This window comes from Phyllobacterium calauticae, from assembly GCF_019991125.1.
Taxonomy (GTDB): Bacteria; Pseudomonadota; Alphaproteobacteria; order Rhizobiales; family Rhizobiaceae; genus Phyllobacterium; species Phyllobacterium calauticae.
The window spans coordinates 99844-116666 of record NZ_JAGENB010000002.1 but is presented as its reverse complement, the minus strand read 5'-3'; the positions used below and the strand labels follow the sequence as shown (position 1 = coordinate 116666).

The window sequence follows — 16823 nt, the reverse complement described above, 5'->3', positions numbered from 1 at the left end:
GATGAGCTGTGACCCAGAAAAAAGAGGTATTGCGCGAGACCGATGCCGAAGCCGTCAGGCTCGCGCAAACATTGATTCGCAAGGCGCGCCATGCCGTCATCGCGACGCTCGATCCCGCGACAGGCGGTCCGATCGCCACCCGCGTCGGCCTCTCCACCGACCATGACGGAACACCGGTCATTCTGGTCTCTGCGCTCTCCGCCCACACCCCCGCCCTGCTTGCCGATCCGCGCTGCTCCCTGCTTGCCGGAGAGACCGGCAAGGGCGATCCTCTTGCCCATCCGCGTGTGACCGTGTTTGCCCTGGCAAGGGAAATTCCCCGCGACGCTGCGGAACACGCCCGTATTGAATGGCGCTACCTCTCGCACCAACCCAAGGCGAAACTCTATGCCGGGTTGGGTGATTTCCGTTTCTTCCGGCTGGAGCCCACGGGCGCCAGCCTCAACGGCGGCTTCGGCAAGGCCTATCACTTGACCGCCGAGGATTTGCTCACCGGCAACCCCGCCAACGCCGAGCTGGCGGCGGCGGAAAAATCCGCGGTCGAGCACATGAACGCCGATCATGCCAACGCCATATCACTCTACGCCCGCTTCTTTGCCAAAGCTCCCGCAGGCAACTGGCGTATCACCGGAATTGACGCCGATGGTTTCGATATCGCCGATGGCGACGATGTCCAGCGCATCTGGTTTCCGGCACCGCTGACCTCGGCCAGGGACATGCATATGAGCCTGGTGCGCATGGCCGGTGAAGCGCGGGCAGGCTTGGCCTCTGCAGGCGAAACGGTCTGACACGATGCCGCGACAGGATGAAGGCTGGCTGGAACACCGCATCACGCGCATCGATGACGCCGACGACGGGCGGCTCAGCCCTTATCGCAACGTCCGCGAACGCGATCTGGTTGGGCGGGAAGGCCGTTTCATAGCCGAGGGCAAGGTTGTGCTCAACGTGCTGCTTGCCAATGCCGCGTTCGCGGTCGAGTCGCTTCTGGTCCTGGAAAACCGGCTTGCCGGCCTCGCGCAGCAAATAGCCCTCTGCCCGGACGACGTGCCGGTCTATTGCGTATCGCGCGCCGTCATGGATGCGATTGCCGGTTTCCCCATGCATCGCGGCATACTTGCCGTCGGCCGGCGCAGCGCACCCCGTTCAGCCGACCAGCTGATCGATGCCCTGCCGGCAGCCTCGCTTGCCGTGGTGCTGTGCGGCATATCCAACCATGACAATATGGGATCGATCTTTCGCAATGCCGCGGCATTCGAAGCCGATTGCATCCTGATGGACGAAACCAGCTGCGATCCGCTCTACCGCAAGGCGATCCGCGTCTCGGTGGGTGCCGCGCTCAAGGTTCCGTTCGCGCGGGAGGGCTCGATCGACGATCTCGTCGCCAAATTGCAGCAGGCCAGATTCGACATTTATGCGCTCAGCCCATCCGGCACGGAAAGTCTCTATGCCGCACAACCGGGATCGCGCACGGCACTGCTGTTGGGAACCGAGGGCGAAGGCTTGCCGAAAGCCCTGATGCAGACGCTGAAGACGATCAGAATCCCGATGTCCGAAACATTTGACAGCCTGAACGTGGCCACGGCCTCAGGCATAGCGCTGTCACGGTTTAGCCGGTTCTCCGGTATTTGATTCCACCGGAGAAGCTGCCTTTTGCAGCGCGCGGATGCGATCAGCCAGGCTGATGATTGCCTCGCCGTTCTCGTCATAGGCCGCCGATACGTCACCGCCCGCGGTTGCCAGGAGCTTGTTCACCTGGGAGGACGGCCCTTCGAGACGGGCAACCATGGCGACCACCTGGGACGCCAGCGCATTCATCTCCTCGCGCAACCGTTTGCTTTCCTCCGCCTGCACAAGCGCCTGCTTGCCGCGTGGCGCGTGGTCAGCAGCAACGCCCTGCTTGCGGCCTTCGGCGATGATGCTGCGCAGCCGCTCGTTGAGGCGCTCGACTTCCTTTTCCCGCCGCAAAAGCTTGGCCTCGTTGTCCGATAATTTCGTCACCAGTTCGCTTGCCCGTGTTTCCGCGCTATTGCCGCGCTTTGTTTCCTGTTCGAGCGAATGCTGCAATGCCTTGAGCTCGGTTTCCAGCTTGTGTTTCTGTTCTTCGCTGTCCCGCTTGGCCCGGCGTGCGTCTTTCAGCTCGTCCGAAAGGTTCTCGATACGGGTGGTCTGTGCCGCCACATCGATCTGCAGGCTGTCGGCTTTCGTCTCCGTGCTGTTCAGGCGGCGATGCAGGAGTTCAAGCTCTGCCGAACGCTGCTCGAGGGTTTGCACGGTACCGCCAAGTTCCCCCGCCAATTTTTCCAGTGCCTGGTCGCGTTGCGCAAGGGATGCCTGCAGTTCAGCAATCGTTGCATCGCGGGCAGCGAGATCGGCCGAGAGCAGGCGGACCTGCCGCTCCTTCTCGCTGAATGTCAGCAGTTGCTGCGCCGATTTCTCCTTGATGCCTGCCAGGGTCATTTCCAGCTTGCGTTCACTGACGGCGTGCTCTGCCCGCAGACCGTCGCGCTGCGCCTGGATTTCGTTGAGCGTCAGCGGTGTTTCCGCTTCGACGCGCCTGCGTGTCAGCAGCATCGCGCGGCGCCAGACCGGAGGCGCGAAGATCAGCACCAGCAGGACGGCACTCAAAAATCCGAGGGCGAGATAAAGTGCGGTCTGGATCACGATAAGGGTCCTGTTGGAAGATCGCGCAGAGGATAGAGCGGAACGTCCTCTGCTTCAAATCTGGCACAATGCCGGTCCGGCATCAAACGGCAAAGACGCGGAACGGCTTCCGCGTCTTGCCCAAACGTCAGCAAAGGAGAAAGATCAAAACGGGTTCCAGGTCGGAGACTGGGTGATCTTGAGATAACCGACATTCACGCCGAGCCGCGCGCCAACGCCGGTGCGTATCGGGACCAGCAAGACCTGATTGCGTTTGAGCACATTGAAGCCGACACCTGCGAAGAGATAGGCTGAACCTGCGACGCCGACAAAGCGGCCATAGAGATTTTGTATATCGTCGAGATTATAGACGAGCATCATGACACGGGAACCCTGGCCGCCGAAGTCCCATCCGATCGATGGACCCTGCCAGAAACTTTTGTGATCCCCGGCATTCTTCGTATAGAGCGTGCCCTCGCCATAGGTGAGGCCCCCGATGATGGCGCCCGATCCCTCTTCACCCAGGATATAGCCGTTCGGCAGACCGTAGCTCTGGAAAATCTTCTCGACCGCCGATGCCAAACCACCGGACGTCGATCCGAAGAATCTCTGCCCCGAATTGACGATCTCGTCCATGGAGAACTGGTCCTGCGCTGCATTGGCCGCATGCGGCTGTGCGACAACCAGTGACACCATTGTCAGGATCAGGAGAAAAAAACGGTTCATAGACAAGAATAGAGACGCCATCATAATTCCTTTTGGCTGTTCGCTTCTTTGTCCGACGCCAGATGCGAATCTTGTGTTCGCCTTGTAATTGAAGCACCATTTAAAGGTCTAAACCTTGTATAAAAGTTTATGAATCGATCTTGGCATTTCAATGGCTTGCCGGGGACGGGAAAAAGGTAAGGAATTCAGCATCTACCGGTATCGTTGACGTCGTTCTTGCCGATCCGGACCGAGCTATGTATCCAAATGCAGCAGCCATCAGAGTGATTCGGCATGAACATCTGATTCGGCATAACCCCAATACGCAGATTCCAACCGTCAGCCAAATCCTTAGGAGTTTCTCTCATGACATTGCCCGTAATTCTCTCGGCAACGGACCTCGGAGCCCTCCTGAGCAGCCGCATCTGCCATGACATCATTTCGCCGGTGGGCGCGATCAACAACGGGCTGGAACTTCTGGAAGAAGGCGGCGCCGACGAAGATGCGATGAACCTCATCAAATCAAGCGCGCGCAGCGCCTCCGCCCGCCTGCAGTTTGCGCGCATTGCCTTCGGGGCCGCCGGGTCGGCCGGCGTCCAGATCGATACGGGCGATGCCCAGAACGTGGCCAACGAATATATGAAGGGCGAGAAAGCCGAGTTCACCTGGACTGGCAATCGCGTCCTGCTGCCCAAGAACAAGGTCAAGCTGCTGCTCAATCTCGTGCTGATCGCCAATGCAGCCCTGCCGCGCGGCGGCACGCTGAACGTTGCCTTGGAGACGCCGGAAACCGAACCGCGCTTCGTCCTGACATCGCGCGGCCCGATGCTGCGGGTTCCGCCGAAATTCCTTGAACTGCACAGCGGCAAGACGCCGGAAGAGCCGATCGACGCCCATGCGGTGCAGCCTTACTACACGCTGCTGCTGGCGCAGGAGGCCGGAATGACGATCTCCATCCATGCCACACCGGAAGAGATCGTGTTCTCGGCGGTCTGAGGCGGTAAAAATTTACCATCCGCCTTGGCCATTTCTTCACAATCGGCCTGATACTCTCCCTTGAAGCAGCTGCAATGTCGCAGTGATTCCGGGGGGAGTTGGCACGTGTTACGTTGTATGGTCGTTGATGGAGCGCCGGTGGTCAGGAAAGTTGCGACGCGTCTGCTCGCAAGCGACAGCGTTGTCGTGACCACAGCCGACACGGGCTTTCAAACGGTTTCGGCCTGCAGCGTGGAAATGCCTGACATCATCATTCTGGACTGCGCACTGCCGGATATGCCGTCCGTCGACATCATCAGCCAGATTCGCGCCCTGCCCGGCGGCAAGGAAAGCCGGATTTACCTCTGCCTTGCCGAAATCGACGTGACCAAGATCATGCGGGCCAAACGGGCCGGGGCATATGGTTATCTCCTGAAACCCTTCAACCGGGAGTCCATCTCGGAAATCCTGCCGTCGACGTCCGTCGGGTAAAATCCAGTGGTCATGGTATTCTGACCGGACACTCCCTGCCGATGATATCGGCAAGGAAGGTCATCACCGTCCGCATGACGGGCGAGCGGCCGATATCCGGATAGGCCGTCAGCCAGAGATCGCGGACTGGCGGCAGCTCCTTGACCGGCAGTTTGACCAGCATCGCATCATTGTCCCCCATGAAGCAGGGAAGGACAGCCGCCCCCAGACCGGCGCGCGCCGCTTCCTGCTGGCCGAAGAGGTCGCTGGCCTGAAAGATGATCGGGCGCCCGGCGAGGATCGAGCGCAGCCAGACCTGCTGGGCCACGTGATCCAGTGTTGCATCATAGGCGATGAACGCCAGTGCTTCCGGCGGCTGGGCCGCCTGCTCGCGCGTGGCATAGAGCCCGAAGCGCATGGCCCCGATCCGCCGGATGAGCAGATCCTTCTCCACAGGCCGCGCCATGCGGACGGCGAGATCGGCCTCGCTGCGATCAAGCGCGGCGTTCTGCGTCGCCCCTGCAAGCGCCAGGGTTATGTCCGGGTGTTCGCGGTTAAACTCGACCACGCGCGGTGCAATCAGCCTCGCCGCAACCGCCGGCGGTGCGCTGATGCGCACCGTTGTGACCGGCGAGAGTGACAAGCCTCGGGCACGCCGTTCAATGGATTGTGTCAGCCGCGCCATGTCTTCGACAAGTTCGGCAATCGCCTTTCCCTCCGCCGTCAAAGGCGAACGGCGCGGCAAGCGGTCGACGAGACGCAGCGCAAGCGCCCGTTCGAGCGATGCGACGCGCCGCCCGATCGTCGCATGGTCGACGCCAAGCGCGCGGGCGGCGGCGGACAGCGATCCTGTCCGGGTCAGAACGGAAAAGTAGTGCAAATCCTGCCAATCGATCATTGGTGAATTATTGCACATCTATGGAGACAAAACACAGAATTTTCTCACACCGCATGATGTGTTCGAATGCCCTTATTCCAAAGGAGAACATCATGGCACTGACTATCGAAATGACCGGCCCAGGCGGCCCTGAAGTATTGCGGGCAAGAGACGTCGTCGTTGGCGATCCGGGGCCGGATGAGGTGCGCATCCGACAAACGGTTATCGGTGTCAATTTTGTCGATATCTATTTCCGCAGCGGTCTCTATTCGCCGCCAAGCCTGCCCGCCGTGCTTGGTCTCGAGGGGGCGGGCTTTGTCGACGCCATCGGGGAAAACGTCACCCATCTCCAACCCGGCGACCGCATTGCCTATGCCGGCATGCCGCTGGGCGGCTATGCGGAGGTGCGGCTGATCCCGCAATCACGCCTGATCAAGCTGCCGGATGCGGTTTCGGATCGCGTCGCCGCAAGCACATTGTTGCGCGGCCTGACGGCCTACATGCTTCTGCACGAGGTCCGCTCTGTCAGGCCGGGCGAATGGGTGCTGGTTCACGCGGCGGCAGGCGGCGTCGGCCAGCTGGTCTCGCGCTGGGCGAAGCGTTTGGGAGCCAATGTCATCGGCACAGTCGGCTCGGAAGGCAAAATCGCAGCCGCAAAGGCGGCGGGCGCCGATGAGGTGCTGCTTTACAAGTCAAGCGACTGGGTCAATGACGTCCGCCGTATCTCCGACAACAAAGGTGTCCACCTCGCAGTTGACGGTATCGGCGGGTCAGTCTTCACGGAAACATTGAAGACAATGCGCCCTTTCGGAATCCTTGGTTCCATCGGACAACCCGCAGGTCCCGTTCCGCCTATCCGGATCGAAGATCTGGGCAATATTGCCGTGATGCGCCCAAGCGTCATCGCGGCCGCTAACAATCCCGAATTCTACCAGCGTGGTTCAAAGGCCCTCATTGCCGCTTTGCAGGACGGCTTGAGCAGCCCGATTGGCGCGGAATATGCGCTGCGTGATGCAGCCACGGCGCAGGCGGATCTGGAAGCGGGCAAAACAACGGGCAGTGTGATTCTCACCACCTGATTCATGTGCGGCAGGACAGATCCTGTTACCGGCGGCGCAAGACTGTCATTGCCACGATCATGTTCACAACCACGATGCCCATCATAAGAAGCAGTGTCCTGTCGATGCCATGCCCACGAAGTACGCCGCCGGCAATGTAGGGAAATCCAAAGGCTCCGATGAAATAGCCGATCGTGAATACCTGCGATGCGACAGGCACCGAAAGCCCCCGTTCATCCGCCAGATTCACGATCATCGCGTTCAGTGTTGAATAGGTCAGACCATAGCCGATGGCAAAAAGCACCGTCGCAGCGATGTAGAGTACGATGCTTTTTTCGTTCACAGCCAGTAAGGCGAGGCCCGCCAGCGTGAGCGCGAACAGCGTCAAGACCAGCTTCCCCAGCGGCAGCTTGCCGATTTGCGATGCCACCGAAAAGCGAAGGGCCACGGTCGTCACCGTGAATGTCAGGAAGAACGTTCCAGAGCTCAAGCCACGCGATTCGGCATAGAGCGTCTGAAACGTCGAAAGCCCGGAAAACACGCAAGCGGAAAGTCCGATCATGATCACGGGAAAAACTGTTTCTGCACGCACAATGCCTGCTGCAAGCGGAATTGTCAGGGCAACAGCGGTCATTGGCAATTGCTCTATCGTCTTCAATGCCCGCTGCGCCCAGATCATCAAACCGGCAGCAACAATGCAGAACAGTCCGTAACACACATAAATCAATGCGGTTTGGTCACGGCCCTGAACAAGGAAATGTCCCAGCGGCGCGGAAAGGCCAATACCCAGCATTTGCGACCCTGACAGCAATGTCAGTGCTTCAAGCCGTGCGGCAGGTTTCAGACAATGGATAAGCTGTATGGGCGCCAGAATGTAGAACACGGACCACCCAAGGCCGAGCAGCAAACCGCCCGCATAGGCAAAGCCGATCCCGAAAAATCCGAAACTCGCAAAACAGGCCATGGCAGAAGCCATCATGACCGCGGAACAGATGATCAAAGGCAGAATCCCTGTTCGCTCAGCCAGACGCCCCGCGCCTGCGCAACCTGCCAGAGTGGCGATTGTCCCGATACTGATGATATTTCCGGCTTCAGCAGCTTCACGGCCAGACGCTCGCAACACATCTGCCAGCAGGAAGCTTGAGCCATAGGCAATAGCCAGTATGACTGCCCCGATCAGGAATGGAACGAACGCGGCGGCTGGCATTCTGTCCGCAAGCGTAGGAACGCTGGACCGCTGGTGCACCTTCGTCTCGGGCACAAAAAGCGTTTCCGTATTTCGATGAATATCGTTATCATATACTTTCATGAAAAGTGATAACAGCATTCACATCGTTACTCAAGCCTTGCGCGATCTGATTGCGTCTTCTGCACCGGGCGCGCAATTGCCCTCGGTACGCGACCTGATAGAGAAATTCCGGGTCAGTCCTGCCACGGTGCAGAGTGCTTTTGCCCGATTGGCTGGCGAGGGCCTGATAGATCCACGCCCCGGCCAGGGAACATTCGTGCGCCAACGCCCGATAACCGGCGCCGCGTCCGATCTTTCCTGGCAGGCTGTGGCCCTTGGCGCCGGGCGTCACGCCGGTGGATCGATGCAGGATCTGCTCGCATTGCCGCCACCCGGCAGCATTCCGCTGAGCATGGGCTACCTGCCCCAAGATCTGCAGGCGACAGAACTGCTTTCCGCCGCCTTGAAACAGATTGCGAGAAATCCCGCACTTTGGGACCGCCTGCCATTTGAAGGCATGGACCTGCTAAGGGCCTGGTTCGCGCGCGAGATAGGGCACGGGAATGTATTTTCCCCGCACGAAGCGATCATCTGCCCCGGAGGCCAGGCAGCCATCGCCAGCACCTTGCGCGCGCTGCTGGCGCCAGGCAGCACGCTGCTCGTCGAAGCCCCCACCTATATCGGCGTTATCTCGGCAGCCCGGGCCGCAGGCATCACCCTCGTACCCGTCCCTGGGGATGCGGACGGCGTAAGGCCGGATTTGCTGGAAGCAGCGTTGCATGAAACCGGTGCACGCGTGTTCTATTGCCAGCCGACATTTGCCAATCCGTCCGGCGCGCTGCTTTCAGAATTGCGCCGCAAGCAGGTGCTGAAGGTTGTTGCCGACGCGCGGGCATTTCTGATCGAGGACGACTGGGCACGCGATCTTCATCTTGGGTCTCCACCTCCTCCGCCTCTTGCTGCCCAAGATCCGAATGGCCACGTCATATACATCCGATCCTTGGCAAAATCCGCCGCGCCCGGCCTGCGCATAGCAGCGATCATGGCACGCGGCGCAGCCTTGGCGCGGTTGCGGGCCGCGCGCGGCGGTGAAGATTTCTTCGTTTCCGGGCCACTACAGGCCGCAGCATTGAACATTGTCACATCCCCCGGCTGGAAACGGCATCTCAGCACTGCCAGAAATGCGCTGGCGGAAAGACGCGATGCGCTTGTCACCGCGCTTCGCGCTGAAATCGGCAGTGACATAGGCATCAATGTACCGCAGGGCGGCATGCATCTCTGGATGCAACTGCCGGATCACGTATCTGATACCGCACTTGCTTCTGACCTCGCACGTCAGGGTGTACTGGTCAGCCCTGGACGGGCATGGTTTCCTGCCGACCCGCCAGGGTCCTATCTCAGGCTAACATTCGCAGTGGCGCCCTCCATACTGCGCGAAGGAGCGAGGATCATCGGGACCGCGATAAGACAAAGGGGCGACCGGCAAACCGAATGAGCAGCAGGAGAAGCGAATGGCGATAACCGGAATTGATCACATACAGCTGGCCATGCCCGCGGGCGAAGAACAGGCGGCACGCGAATTCTATGATGGGCTTCTCGGCATAGCTGAAGTTGCAAAGCCTGCAGCATTGGCAGGGCGCGGCGGATGCTGGTTTGAAACCGGCAGCGTCCGCCTTCATCTTGGCGTCGAGCAGAATTTTTCTCCCGCAAAAAAAGCGCATCCCGCTCTGTTGACCGACAATCTTGCTGCGCTGGTCCATGCACTGGAGGCGGCGGGCTATGCCATCACCGAAGATCAGCCGCTGGAGAAATACGACCGGCGCTTCGTCCACGACCCATTCGGCAACCGCATCGAACTGATGCAGCCCAGATGAATTGACCCTGTCAGTCCGCGTCGTAAATATGCCGGAAAACCTCGGATAATCTTTGCCATCGCCGCGGAACGCTTCCACAATACGATTGGCGCCACACAAGCATCAGGATTACCGATTCCCCATGAAACCTTTGTCCATCTCCACGCTGACCATCTGCGGCATTGACGAACTGCCCGCCCAGAGCGGACGCACCGTCACCCATGTCCTGTCCATTCTCGACCCGAACTGGCCGGAGCTCGAGGCATTCCAGGCCTATGGCACCCATCACCGCACGACACTGAACTTTCACGACATCATCGACGCCGATGAAGGCAAGATCCTGCCGCAGCCGCAACACGTTTTGGAAATCCTGAACTTTGGCAAGGCGCTGGCTGAATCAAAGGCGGAAGGCGCCGAGGGCCACCTGCTGATCCATTGCCACATGGGCATATCCCGCTCGACGGCAGCCATGCTCTCCCTCCTCGCCCAGACCTATCCCGATGAATCCGAGGTCCGGCTGTTCGAGCGCCTGCGCCAGATACGCCCGCAAGCCTGGCCGAATTCCCTGATGATCCAGTATGCGGATGATCTCCTGGGCCGGAACGGCAAGCTGGTCGATGAACTGCGCCGCCACTATGGCTGGCAGATCAAGCGCGAGCCGAATTATCTCGAATGGATGGCCCGTATCGGCCGCAGCCGCGAGCTGGATATGGCCGTTTGACCCGCATCAAACATGCAAAACGCAAAAGGCTCCGTCAGTGACGGAGCCTTTTGCTTGAATGACCCGAGACGAAGGCTCAGGCGATTTCGCGCATGTCCGACGCATCCGGCTCACGCAGCACGTAGCCGCGGCCCCAGACGGTCTCGATGTAGTTGATACCACCGGAAGCACTGTCGAGCTTCTTGCGCAGCTTGCAGATGAAAACGTCGATGATCTTCAATTCAGGCTCATCCATACCGCCATAGAGGTGGTTGAGGAACATTTCCTTGGTGAGCGTCGTCCCCTTGCGGAGCGAAAGCAGCTCCAGCATCTGGTATTCCTTGCCGGTGAGGTGAACGCGCTGGCCGGTGACTTCAACCGTCTTGGCATCGAGGTTCACGATCAGGTCGCCCGTGGTGATGACCGACTGGGCATGGCCCTTCGAGCGGCGAACGATCGCGTGGATGCGGGCAACCAGTTCGTCCTTGTGGAAAGGCTTGGTCATGTAGTCGTCGGCGCCGAAACCGAGGCCGCGCACCTTGTCCTCGATGCCAGCCATGCCGGAGAGGATGAGGATGGGCGTCTTGACCTTGGACAGACGCAGGGTCCTCAGGACTTCATAACCGGACATATCCGGCAGGTTGAGGTCGAGGAGGATGATATCGTAGTCGTAGAGTTTGCCGAGATCGACACCCTCTTCGCCCAGATCCGTCGTATAAACATTGAAGCTTTCCGACTTGAGCATCAACTCGATGCTCTGGGCCGTCGCACTATCGTCTTCGATTAAAAGAACCCGCATATCATTCCCCTTTTCCCGCCGCTGAAATGGGTTGCCGTGCAATCCCGAAGTCAGGTCGCGAAACAAGCCGTTTCCATAACGTTAAGATTGCCACCGAATGGTTAACAAAATCTAATTCCGCTTTGCAAGTGTCTTTGACTCATAAGTTAAAAATCACAGGCACCGCATTGATTCATAAGGTGAGTCACCCGGCCAAAAACCATGAGCCAAAGCTTCAGGTTCTGCGCCTAAGCGATTCATTCGACTCAATAAATTTTTAGCCGGACACGGCCGACTTCGATTTACCGAGCTTTAAGTCTTAAGGCGTATGATTAATGCTGAACGTAAAGGAAAGGTTACCAGACGCGGCAACCTTTAAGTTTTTGTTTCATTTTCCCGAAGTGATTCGGGTGAAACGCCAGCCGGATGACTCCTGTTGAAGGGTCTGCGTACCGGCTTTGTGGGGGTAGTGAGTATGAAGTCGCATGAAGGTTTGGTTCGATTGAAACTGTTTCAGGTCAAGGAAAAGCGCCGCCAGCTCGGCCAGCTTGATCTCATGATGGGTGAATTCGAACGCATGGCTGCTGAGTTGGACGCGCAGATTATGTCCGAGGAAAAGAAGGCGGGCATTACCGACACGTCGCATTTTGCCTACCCGACATTCGCCAAGGCTGCGCGCCAGCGTCGCGACAATCTGTTTGATTCGATCCGTGATCTGAAGGCTCAGAAGGACGATGCCGAGGCGGCACTGGCCGAATCAGAAGCCGAACTGGCGAAAGCCGAGGCGCTGGAACAGCGCGACGGCAAGGTCCGCGATATCGACGACATGCCGGTCGCCGACAAACGCGCCATGATCGGCTGACCGGGAACGGCAGCCGGGTCTGTTTCAGCTCTGCCGCACCACATCGGCCCAATCCTTGTGTCGCAGGGATTGGGCGCGCATGAACGGGCATAGGGGAATGATCTTCCATCCCCCTGCCCTCGCATCTTCCACCGCATGCAGCGCCAGCGCCTGCCCCACGCCCTGGCCGCGCAGCGCATCCGGCACACCCGTGTGATCGACGATGATCAATTCGGGATTCACCCGGGAAAACGTCATCTCCGCCTCGTGCCCCGAGACGACGGTTACATAGCGTCCGCCCTTAGCGGTTTCTTCCTTGGTAATTTTGATATCGCCTGCCATTGAACGTCTCCTTGACGCAAGAAGTGCCTTGCCGTCATCCGTGATCAGTTAAATCAGGTTTTGTCGCTCAGCGGAACATCTTGGCAGCAACGCGTTTATGCTTCCCATGAAAAGGAAAAGGCTGGTCTCAACGACCAGCCTCAGCCAAACTCAAAGGCGACATCATCTAATGACGATATTGCTGTATCCGGGTTGTTCTTAGTCCAGCCAGGCCATGATCGGAGATCGAGGACTGCCAGGATAGGAACTCTTCCACCGTCAATGTATAGCGATGGCAAGCCTCCTCAAGACTAAGAAGACCACCGCGCACAGCGGCAACCACCTCAGCCTTGCGGCGAATAACCCAACGCCGCGTATTGGCGGGCGGAAGATCGGCGATGGTCAGCGGGCTGCCATCCGGGCCGATTACATATTTTACTCTCGGTCGAACAAGATCGGTCATTGTACTCTCTACACTAAACTTCAAGACCTATCGCAGCCGACATTACAGGCAGGGCTTTAATAATTGCCTAAACAGCGAGTCATTCTCTGGTAACTTCTGCAAATTCCAGGAGATTGTTGAAAATGACCATTTTGCCGGCTTTGACCGGTATCACCGGCCGTTGCCACAGCGACACATCGCTCACCTTTGCGTGAGAAAAATGCACCGCCTGCCACTTCCTGTTGGCAAGATCGAGTCAATTGACCTATATAGGGGCCTTGAATATCCCTGCGCCGTTATGTCGCTGCAAGAACCGGATCCGCTTATGACACTGAATAATCTCGATCTGCCGGGCAAGCCGGAAGACACACGTATCGTCGTCGCCATGTCTGGCGGCGTGGATTCTTCTGTTGTGGCGGGCATTCTCAAACGTCAGGGTTATGATGTCGTCGGCGTTACCTTGCAGCTCTATGATCACGGCGCATCGACCCACCGCGCGGGCTCCTGCTGCGCCGGCCAGGATATCGAAGATGCGCGCCGCGTCTCCGAGCGCCTTGGCATTCCGCATTATGTGCTGGACTACGAAGCGCGCTTCCGCGAGGCCGTGATCGATCCCTTTGCCAACAGCTATGTCAGCGGCGAAACACCTATCCCTTGCGTATCCTGCAACCAGACGGTGAAGTTTGCCGATCTCCTGCAGACGGCCAGGGATCTCGGCGCCGATGCGCTCGCCACCGGACATTATATCCGCAGCCATGCCAATGGCGCGCACCGCGCACTCTACCGCCCGGTCGATACGGACAAGGACCAGAGCTATTTCCTGTTTGCAACAACGCAGGAGCAGATCGACTACCTGCGCTTCCCGCTGGGATCACTGACCAAGCCGGAAACCCGCGCCATTGCCGAAGAACTCGGCCTGTCCGTTGCCAACAAGCAGGACAGCCAGGACATCTGCTTTGTTCCGCAGGGCAAGTATTCCGACATTATTTCCAAGCTGAAGCCCGAGGCTGCCAATCCCGGCGACATCGTCCACATCGACGGACGCGTGCTTGGCCGCCATGAGGGCATCGTGCACTACACCATCGGCCAGCGCCGCGGCATCGGCGTGGCGACGGGTGACCCGCTCTACGTTGTCCATCTCGACGCAGCCAATGCACGTGTGGTCGTCGGCCCGCGCGAAGCGCTGGAAACCCGCAAGGTTTTCCTGCGCAACGTCAACTGGCTCGGGGATGATGCGCTCGAGAGCACTCCGGAAGGCGGCGTTGAAGTTTATGCCAAGGTCCGTTCGACCCGTCCGCCGCGCCCGGCTGTCCTGCACCACCGCGACGGCGAGACCTGGGTCGAGCTGGTCGATGGTGAAAGCGGCATCGCTCCCGGCCAGGCCTGTGTCCTCTATTCCGATGACAGCAACACCGCCCGCGTCTACGGCGGTGGCTTCATCGGCCGCTCCGAACGGGCTCCGCAGGCGGAAGCCATGCTCAAGCGCCTGGCACAACAGGGCCAGGCCGTCGCCTGATCGCACAAACCTCTGTCAGCGATGCAGCCCCAAAAGCGCTTAGGCAGCGCTTTTGGTCTTGAACTCGCGAATGGTTCCGATGATGCGGTCCTGATCAGCCTCACTCAAATAGGCATGCATCGGCAGACACAGGATGTTCTTCGGCAGCGTTTCCGACACGGCGAGGCCGCCCGGCGCGCGCATATAGTGCGCATAGGCTTCCTGCAGATGCAGCGGCTTGACATAATAGATCACCGAAGGAATGCCGTTGGCCTGCAGATGCGCCTTGAGCGCGTCGCGGTTCTCGGTCTCGATGGCATATTGCGCCCAGGCCGAGCGTGAGCCTTCCGGCATAAGGGCGACCTTGACCACGTCCTTGAGGCCGTTGGCATAGCGCTTGGCCACGATCTGCCGCGCTTCCATCTCGTCTTCGAGAATGGCGAGCTTCTCAATGAGGACCGCCGCCTGGATCGTATCGAGGCGCGAATTCATACCGACGCGCACATTGTCATACTGCGTCTCGCCCTTGCCGTGGAACAGGATGGAGCGCAACAGGTCGGCCAGCGCCGCGTCATTGGTAAACATGGCACCGCCGTCGCCATAGCAGCCCAGAGGTTTTGCCGGATAGAAACTGGTCGCGCCGACATGGCCGAACGCACCGCACATCGCATTGTCACGCTTGCCGCCGATCGACTGCGCCGCATCTTCGATGACGAACAGGTCGTATTTGTCGGCAATTGCCGATACCGAGGTGTAGTTGGCGGCGAGGCCGAACAGATCGACCGGGATGATGGCCTTTGGCTGCAACCGGCCTTCCGCCAGGACGGCCTTGATTGCCGCTTCCAGCTGCTCGACATTGATGTTGTAGGTATCGGCGTCGACATCGATGAAAACCGGCTCCGCTCCGACAAGCGCCACGACTTCGGCGGTGGCGGCGAAGGTAAAGCTCGGGCAGAACACCGCATCACCCGGGCCGATGCCGCGTGCCATCAGCGGAATCTGCAGGGCATCCGTGCCGTTGGCACAGGCAACCACATGCTCGACACCGAGATATGCGCCAAGACGCTTTTCGAACTCGGCAACTTCCGGTCCGAGAATATATTTGCCTTCACGCACCACTTTGGCGATTGCCGCATCAAGCTTGCTGCTAATCCGTTCACGCTGTGCGCCGAGATCGATGAACTGCATCATTGCTCCAATATCAATTGTTCCGCGAATCCGTCGCGGAAAACGGTCAAGACAACTCTTTAGAAGGGCCGTGGGAGGTCTGCCAGACGTTGTCGTTCAAAGTTTGTCCGGTCTTGTAACAACGCTTTACACCGAGCGCAATCTTGCAGCACTTTTGGGGCTGCCGGACGGATCAGCTTGCCTTGTCGTGCGCAACCGTGCCGGCGGTCAGAATCCGCAGGACGCGAATCGCTTCCTCGCCGTCGGTGACCGGCTCGCTGCGCGTGTTGATGCTGTCGATGAAATTCTGGCATTCCCGGGTCAGCGGCATGCCCTGCGCAATCTTGACATAGGTCGGCTCTTCCGTCGTCGACGCCCACTGGCCGTTATCCTGCCAGATCGAATGCTTGTAGACGGCAAGCTTCTTGTCCCACTGCTCCATGTCATCGAAGACGGCCATGGCCTTGGTGCCGACGACCGTAAGACGGCGCTCGCGATAGGGATTAAGGCGCGAGGCAAAAAGGTGCCCGCGAATATTGTTGGGAAAGCGCATGTGCAGGTGGGCGAAATCGCTGAGGTGATCGAGCACCGCCGCGCCCTCGCCGCGCACTTCCAAAGGTTCGGTGCCGGTAATGGCCAGGATCATCGACAGGTCATGCGGTGCCAGATCCCAGAGGGCATCGTTTTCCGTATGGAATTTTCCAAGGCCGAGACGATGGGAATGGATGTAGCGCACATCGCCGAGATCGCCCGCCTTGATCAGCTCCAGAAGCCGTTCGAATGCCGGATGAAAACGCAGGACGTGTCCGACCATGAAGATGCGCCCGTTGTCGCGCGCGGCCTTCACGGCGGCTTCCGCATCGGGAACGGTCAGGGCAATCGGCTTTTCGACGAGGACGTCCTTGCCATTGGTGACGGCGCGAATCGCCGCAGCCGCATGAAATTGCGGCGGCAGGGCCATGACGATGGCATCGACCTCCGGATGGGTGAAAAGATCGTCGACTTCAATGTGCAGAACATTCTGCTCCGCGGCGAAGCCGGCGGCGCGATCGGTGTTCTGGTCGGAGACTGCAAACAGCGCCCCGAGACTCTTCAATGTCCGGATATGATTGCTGCCCCAATAGCCGCAACCCAGCACTGCAATCCGTGGAGCCATCTTTTCAGCCTTTTTCATATCGGCATCCATTATCCGCAGGAAGAAACGAACACAAGTCTTCGATACGGAGAAGATTGCTTGACAGGCCGTTGCTCCCCACATATATCCGCCCCGTC

General features: G+C 59.1%; 19 protein-coding genes. 10 read left to right on the top strand and 9 right to left on the bottom strand.

The genetic code is table 11. The features are described 5' to 3' along the window. The first annotated feature begins 8 nt into the window (after window positions 1-8). Entirely contained in the window at window positions 9-788 is a 780-nt protein-coding gene (locus J1W56_RS06550; RefSeq protein ID WP_223612528.1) for a HugZ family pyridoxamine 5'-phosphate oxidase, read from the top strand. 4 nt (window positions 789-792) lie between these two features. Beyond that, window positions 793-1629, top strand: a complete 837-nt coding sequence (locus tag J1W56_RS06545) for a TrmH family RNA methyltransferase (protein ID WP_223612527.1) — start codon at window positions 793-795, stop codon at window positions 1627-1629. On the opposite strand, the gene J1W56_RS06540 is transcribed toward J1W56_RS06545, so the two are convergent. Together J1W56_RS06540 and J1W56_RS06535 are read right to left on the bottom strand one after the other, a co-directional pair. Beyond that, window positions 1600-2661, bottom strand: a complete 1062-nt coding sequence (locus J1W56_RS06540; RefSeq protein ID WP_223612526.1) for a coiled-coil domain-containing protein — start codon at window positions 2659-2661, stop codon at window positions 1600-1602. The two genes, J1W56_RS06545 and J1W56_RS06540, sit on opposite strands and share 30 nt — an antisense overlap. A gap of 144 nt (window positions 2662-2805) precedes the next feature. Next, window positions 2806-3366, bottom strand: coding sequence for a DUF1134 domain-containing protein (locus J1W56_RS06535; RefSeq protein ID WP_223613446.1), 561 nt, complete (start codon window positions 3364-3366; stop codon window positions 2806-2808). Window positions 3367-3711: 345 nt separating this feature from the next. On the opposite strand from J1W56_RS06535, the gene chpT reads away from it, so the two are divergent. Together chpT and J1W56_RS06525 are read left to right on the top strand one after the other, a co-directional pair. Next, a complete protein-coding gene (chpT, locus tag J1W56_RS06530; RefSeq protein ID WP_223612525.1) occupies window positions 3712-4341 on the top strand; it encodes a histidine phosphotransferase ChpT in 630 nt (209 codons plus the stop codon). Window positions 4342-4458: 117 nt separating this feature from the next. Next, entirely contained in the window at window positions 4459-4812 is a 354-nt protein-coding gene (locus J1W56_RS06525) for a response regulator (RefSeq protein WP_226904627.1), read from the top strand. A 10-nt stretch (window positions 4813-4822) separates the two neighbouring features. Here J1W56_RS06525 and J1W56_RS06520 read toward each other — a convergent pair whose 3' ends face one another. After that, complete coding sequence (locus J1W56_RS06520) at window positions 4823-5689, bottom strand: LysR family transcriptional regulator (protein WP_223612523.1); 867 nt, start codon at window positions 5687-5689, stop codon at window positions 4823-4825. Between the two features lie 92 nt (window positions 5690-5781). Between J1W56_RS06520 and J1W56_RS06515 the strand changes: the two genes are divergently transcribed. After that, window positions 5782-6747, top strand: coding sequence for a quinone oxidoreductase family protein (locus J1W56_RS06515; RefSeq protein ID WP_223612522.1), 966 nt, complete (start codon window positions 5782-5784; stop codon window positions 6745-6747). A 25-nt stretch (window positions 6748-6772) separates the two neighbouring features. On the opposite strand, the gene J1W56_RS06510 is transcribed toward J1W56_RS06515, so the two are convergent. After that, the gene (locus J1W56_RS06510) at window positions 6773-8053 is read right to left on the bottom strand and encodes an MFS transporter (protein WP_223612521.1); all 1281 of its coding nucleotides are present in this window, start codon (window positions 8051-8053) and stop codon (window positions 6773-6775) included. Here J1W56_RS06510 and J1W56_RS06505 point away from each other — a divergent pair. The 3 genes from J1W56_RS06505 to J1W56_RS06495 all read left to right on the top strand — a co-directional run bounded on the left by J1W56_RS06505 (window position 8034) and on the right by J1W56_RS06495 (window position 10528). After that, on the top strand, window positions 8034-9449 hold the full coding sequence (locus J1W56_RS06505) for an aminotransferase-like domain-containing protein (protein ID WP_223612520.1): 1416 nt from the start codon (window positions 8034-8036) through the stop codon (window positions 9447-9449). The genes J1W56_RS06510 and J1W56_RS06505 overlap by 20 nt on opposite strands. A gap of 16 nt (window positions 9450-9465) precedes the next feature. After that, window positions 9466-9828 (top strand): VOC family protein, encoded by a 363-nt coding sequence (locus J1W56_RS06500; RefSeq protein ID WP_223612519.1) that lies wholly within the window; start codon window positions 9466-9468, stop codon window positions 9826-9828. Between the two features lie 121 nt (window positions 9829-9949). Continuing rightward, window positions 9950-10528 (top strand): tyrosine phosphatase family protein, encoded by a 579-nt coding sequence (locus J1W56_RS06495; protein ID WP_223612518.1) that lies wholly within the window; start codon window positions 9950-9952, stop codon window positions 10526-10528. A 76-nt stretch (window positions 10529-10604) separates the two neighbouring features. Here the strand turns inward: J1W56_RS06495 and ctrA are convergent, their stop codons facing one another. Further along, window positions 10605-11306, bottom strand: coding sequence for a response regulator transcription factor CtrA (gene ctrA / locus J1W56_RS06490; protein WP_223612517.1), 702 nt, complete (start codon window positions 11304-11306; stop codon window positions 10605-10607). 454 nt (window positions 11307-11760) lie between these two features. Between ctrA and J1W56_RS06485 the strand changes: the two genes are divergently transcribed. Next, the gene (locus tag J1W56_RS06485; protein ID WP_105731965.1) at window positions 11761-12147 is read left to right on the top strand and encodes a flagellar export protein FliJ; all 387 of its coding nucleotides are present in this window, start codon (window positions 11761-11763) and stop codon (window positions 12145-12147) included. A 24-nt stretch (window positions 12148-12171) separates the two neighbouring features. Here the strand turns inward: J1W56_RS06485 and J1W56_RS06480 are convergent, their stop codons facing one another. Both J1W56_RS06480 and sciP read right to left on the bottom strand, forming a co-directional pair. Further along, the gene (locus tag J1W56_RS06480) at window positions 12172-12468 is read right to left on the bottom strand and encodes a GNAT family N-acetyltransferase (protein WP_223612516.1); all 297 of its coding nucleotides are present in this window, start codon (window positions 12466-12468) and stop codon (window positions 12172-12174) included. 166 nt (window positions 12469-12634) lie between these two features. Next, window positions 12635-12910 carry a CtrA inhibitor SciP gene (gene sciP / locus J1W56_RS06475; protein WP_091878079.1) on the bottom strand — a complete coding sequence of 92 codons (276 nt, stop codon included), beginning with the start codon at window positions 12908-12910 and terminating at the stop codon, window positions 12635-12637. Between the two features lie 304 nt (window positions 12911-13214). Here sciP and mnmA point away from each other — a divergent pair, with 304 nt between their 5' ends. Continuing rightward, window positions 13215-14405, top strand: a complete 1191-nt coding sequence (mnmA, locus tag J1W56_RS06470) for a tRNA 2-thiouridine(34) synthase MnmA (RefSeq protein WP_223612515.1) — start codon at window positions 13215-13217, stop codon at window positions 14403-14405. A 39-nt stretch (window positions 14406-14444) separates the two neighbouring features. Here mnmA and J1W56_RS06465 read toward each other — a convergent pair whose 3' ends face one another. Beyond that, window positions 14445-15572: a DegT/DnrJ/EryC1/StrS family aminotransferase gene (locus tag J1W56_RS06465; RefSeq protein ID WP_223612514.1), complete on the bottom strand. Its 1128-nt coding sequence runs from the start codon at window positions 15570-15572 to the stop codon at window positions 14445-14447. Between the two features lie 172 nt (window positions 15573-15744). Continuing rightward, on the bottom strand, window positions 15745-16707 hold the full coding sequence (locus J1W56_RS06460) for a Gfo/Idh/MocA family protein (RefSeq protein WP_223613445.1): 963 nt from the start codon (window positions 16705-16707) through the stop codon (window positions 15745-15747). Window positions 16708-16823 lie beyond the last annotated feature (116 nt).

Excerpts from the sequence above, each read along its gene's own strand:
- J1W56_RS06535 (WP_223613446.1), bottom strand. The coding sequence starts at position 3,366 with ATGAACCGTTTTTTTCTCCTGATCCTGACAATGGTGTCACTGGTTGTC.
- J1W56_RS06505 (WP_223612520.1), top strand. The coding sequence starts at position 8,034 with ATGAAAAGTGATAACAGCATTCACATCGTTACTCAAGCCTTGCGCGAT.
- J1W56_RS06495 (WP_223612518.1), top strand. The coding sequence starts at position 9,950 with ATGAAACCTTTGTCCATCTCCACGCTGACCATCTGCGGCATTGACGAA.
- J1W56_RS06460 (WP_223613445.1), bottom strand. The coding sequence starts at position 16,707 with ATGGCTCCACGGATTGCAGTGCTGGGTTGCGGCTATTGGGGCAGCAAT.
- J1W56_RS06465 (WP_223612514.1), bottom strand. The coding sequence starts at position 15,572 with ATGCAGTTCATCGATCTCGGCGCACAGCGTGAACGGATTAGCAGCAAG.
- J1W56_RS06545 (WP_223612527.1), top strand. The coding sequence starts at position 793 with ATGCCGCGACAGGATGAAGGCTGGCTGGAACACCGCATCACGCGCATC.
- J1W56_RS06485 (WP_105731965.1), top strand. The coding sequence starts at position 11,761 with ATGAAGTCGCATGAAGGTTTGGTTCGATTGAAACTGTTTCAGGTCAAG.
- J1W56_RS06480 (WP_223612516.1), bottom strand. The coding sequence starts at position 12,468 with ATGGCAGGCGATATCAAAATTACCAAGGAAGAAACCGCTAAGGGCGGA.
- mnmA (WP_223612515.1), top strand. The coding sequence starts at position 13,215 with ATGACACTGAATAATCTCGATCTGCCGGGCAAGCCGGAAGACACACGT.
- J1W56_RS06525 (WP_226904627.1), top strand. The coding sequence starts at position 4,459 with ATGGTCGTTGATGGAGCGCCGGTGGTCAGGAAAGTTGCGACGCGTCTG.
- chpT (WP_223612525.1), top strand. The coding sequence starts at position 3,712 with ATGACATTGCCCGTAATTCTCTCGGCAACGGACCTCGGAGCCCTCCTG.
- sciP (WP_091878079.1), bottom strand. The coding sequence starts at position 12,910 with ATGACCGATCTTGTTCGACCGAGAGTAAAATATGTAATCGGCCCGGAT.
- J1W56_RS06520 (WP_223612523.1), bottom strand. The coding sequence starts at position 5,689 with ATGATCGATTGGCAGGATTTGCACTACTTTTCCGTTCTGACCCGGACA.
- J1W56_RS06500 (WP_223612519.1), top strand. The coding sequence starts at position 9,466 with ATGGCGATAACCGGAATTGATCACATACAGCTGGCCATGCCCGCGGGC.
- ctrA (WP_223612517.1), bottom strand. The coding sequence starts at position 11,306 with ATGCGGGTTCTTTTAATCGAAGACGATAGTGCGACGGCCCAGAGCATC.
- J1W56_RS06510 (WP_223612521.1), bottom strand. The coding sequence starts at position 8,053 with ATGCTGTTATCACTTTTCATGAAAGTATATGATAACGATATTCATCGA.
- J1W56_RS06515 (WP_223612522.1), top strand. The coding sequence starts at position 5,782 with ATGGCACTGACTATCGAAATGACCGGCCCAGGCGGCCCTGAAGTATTG.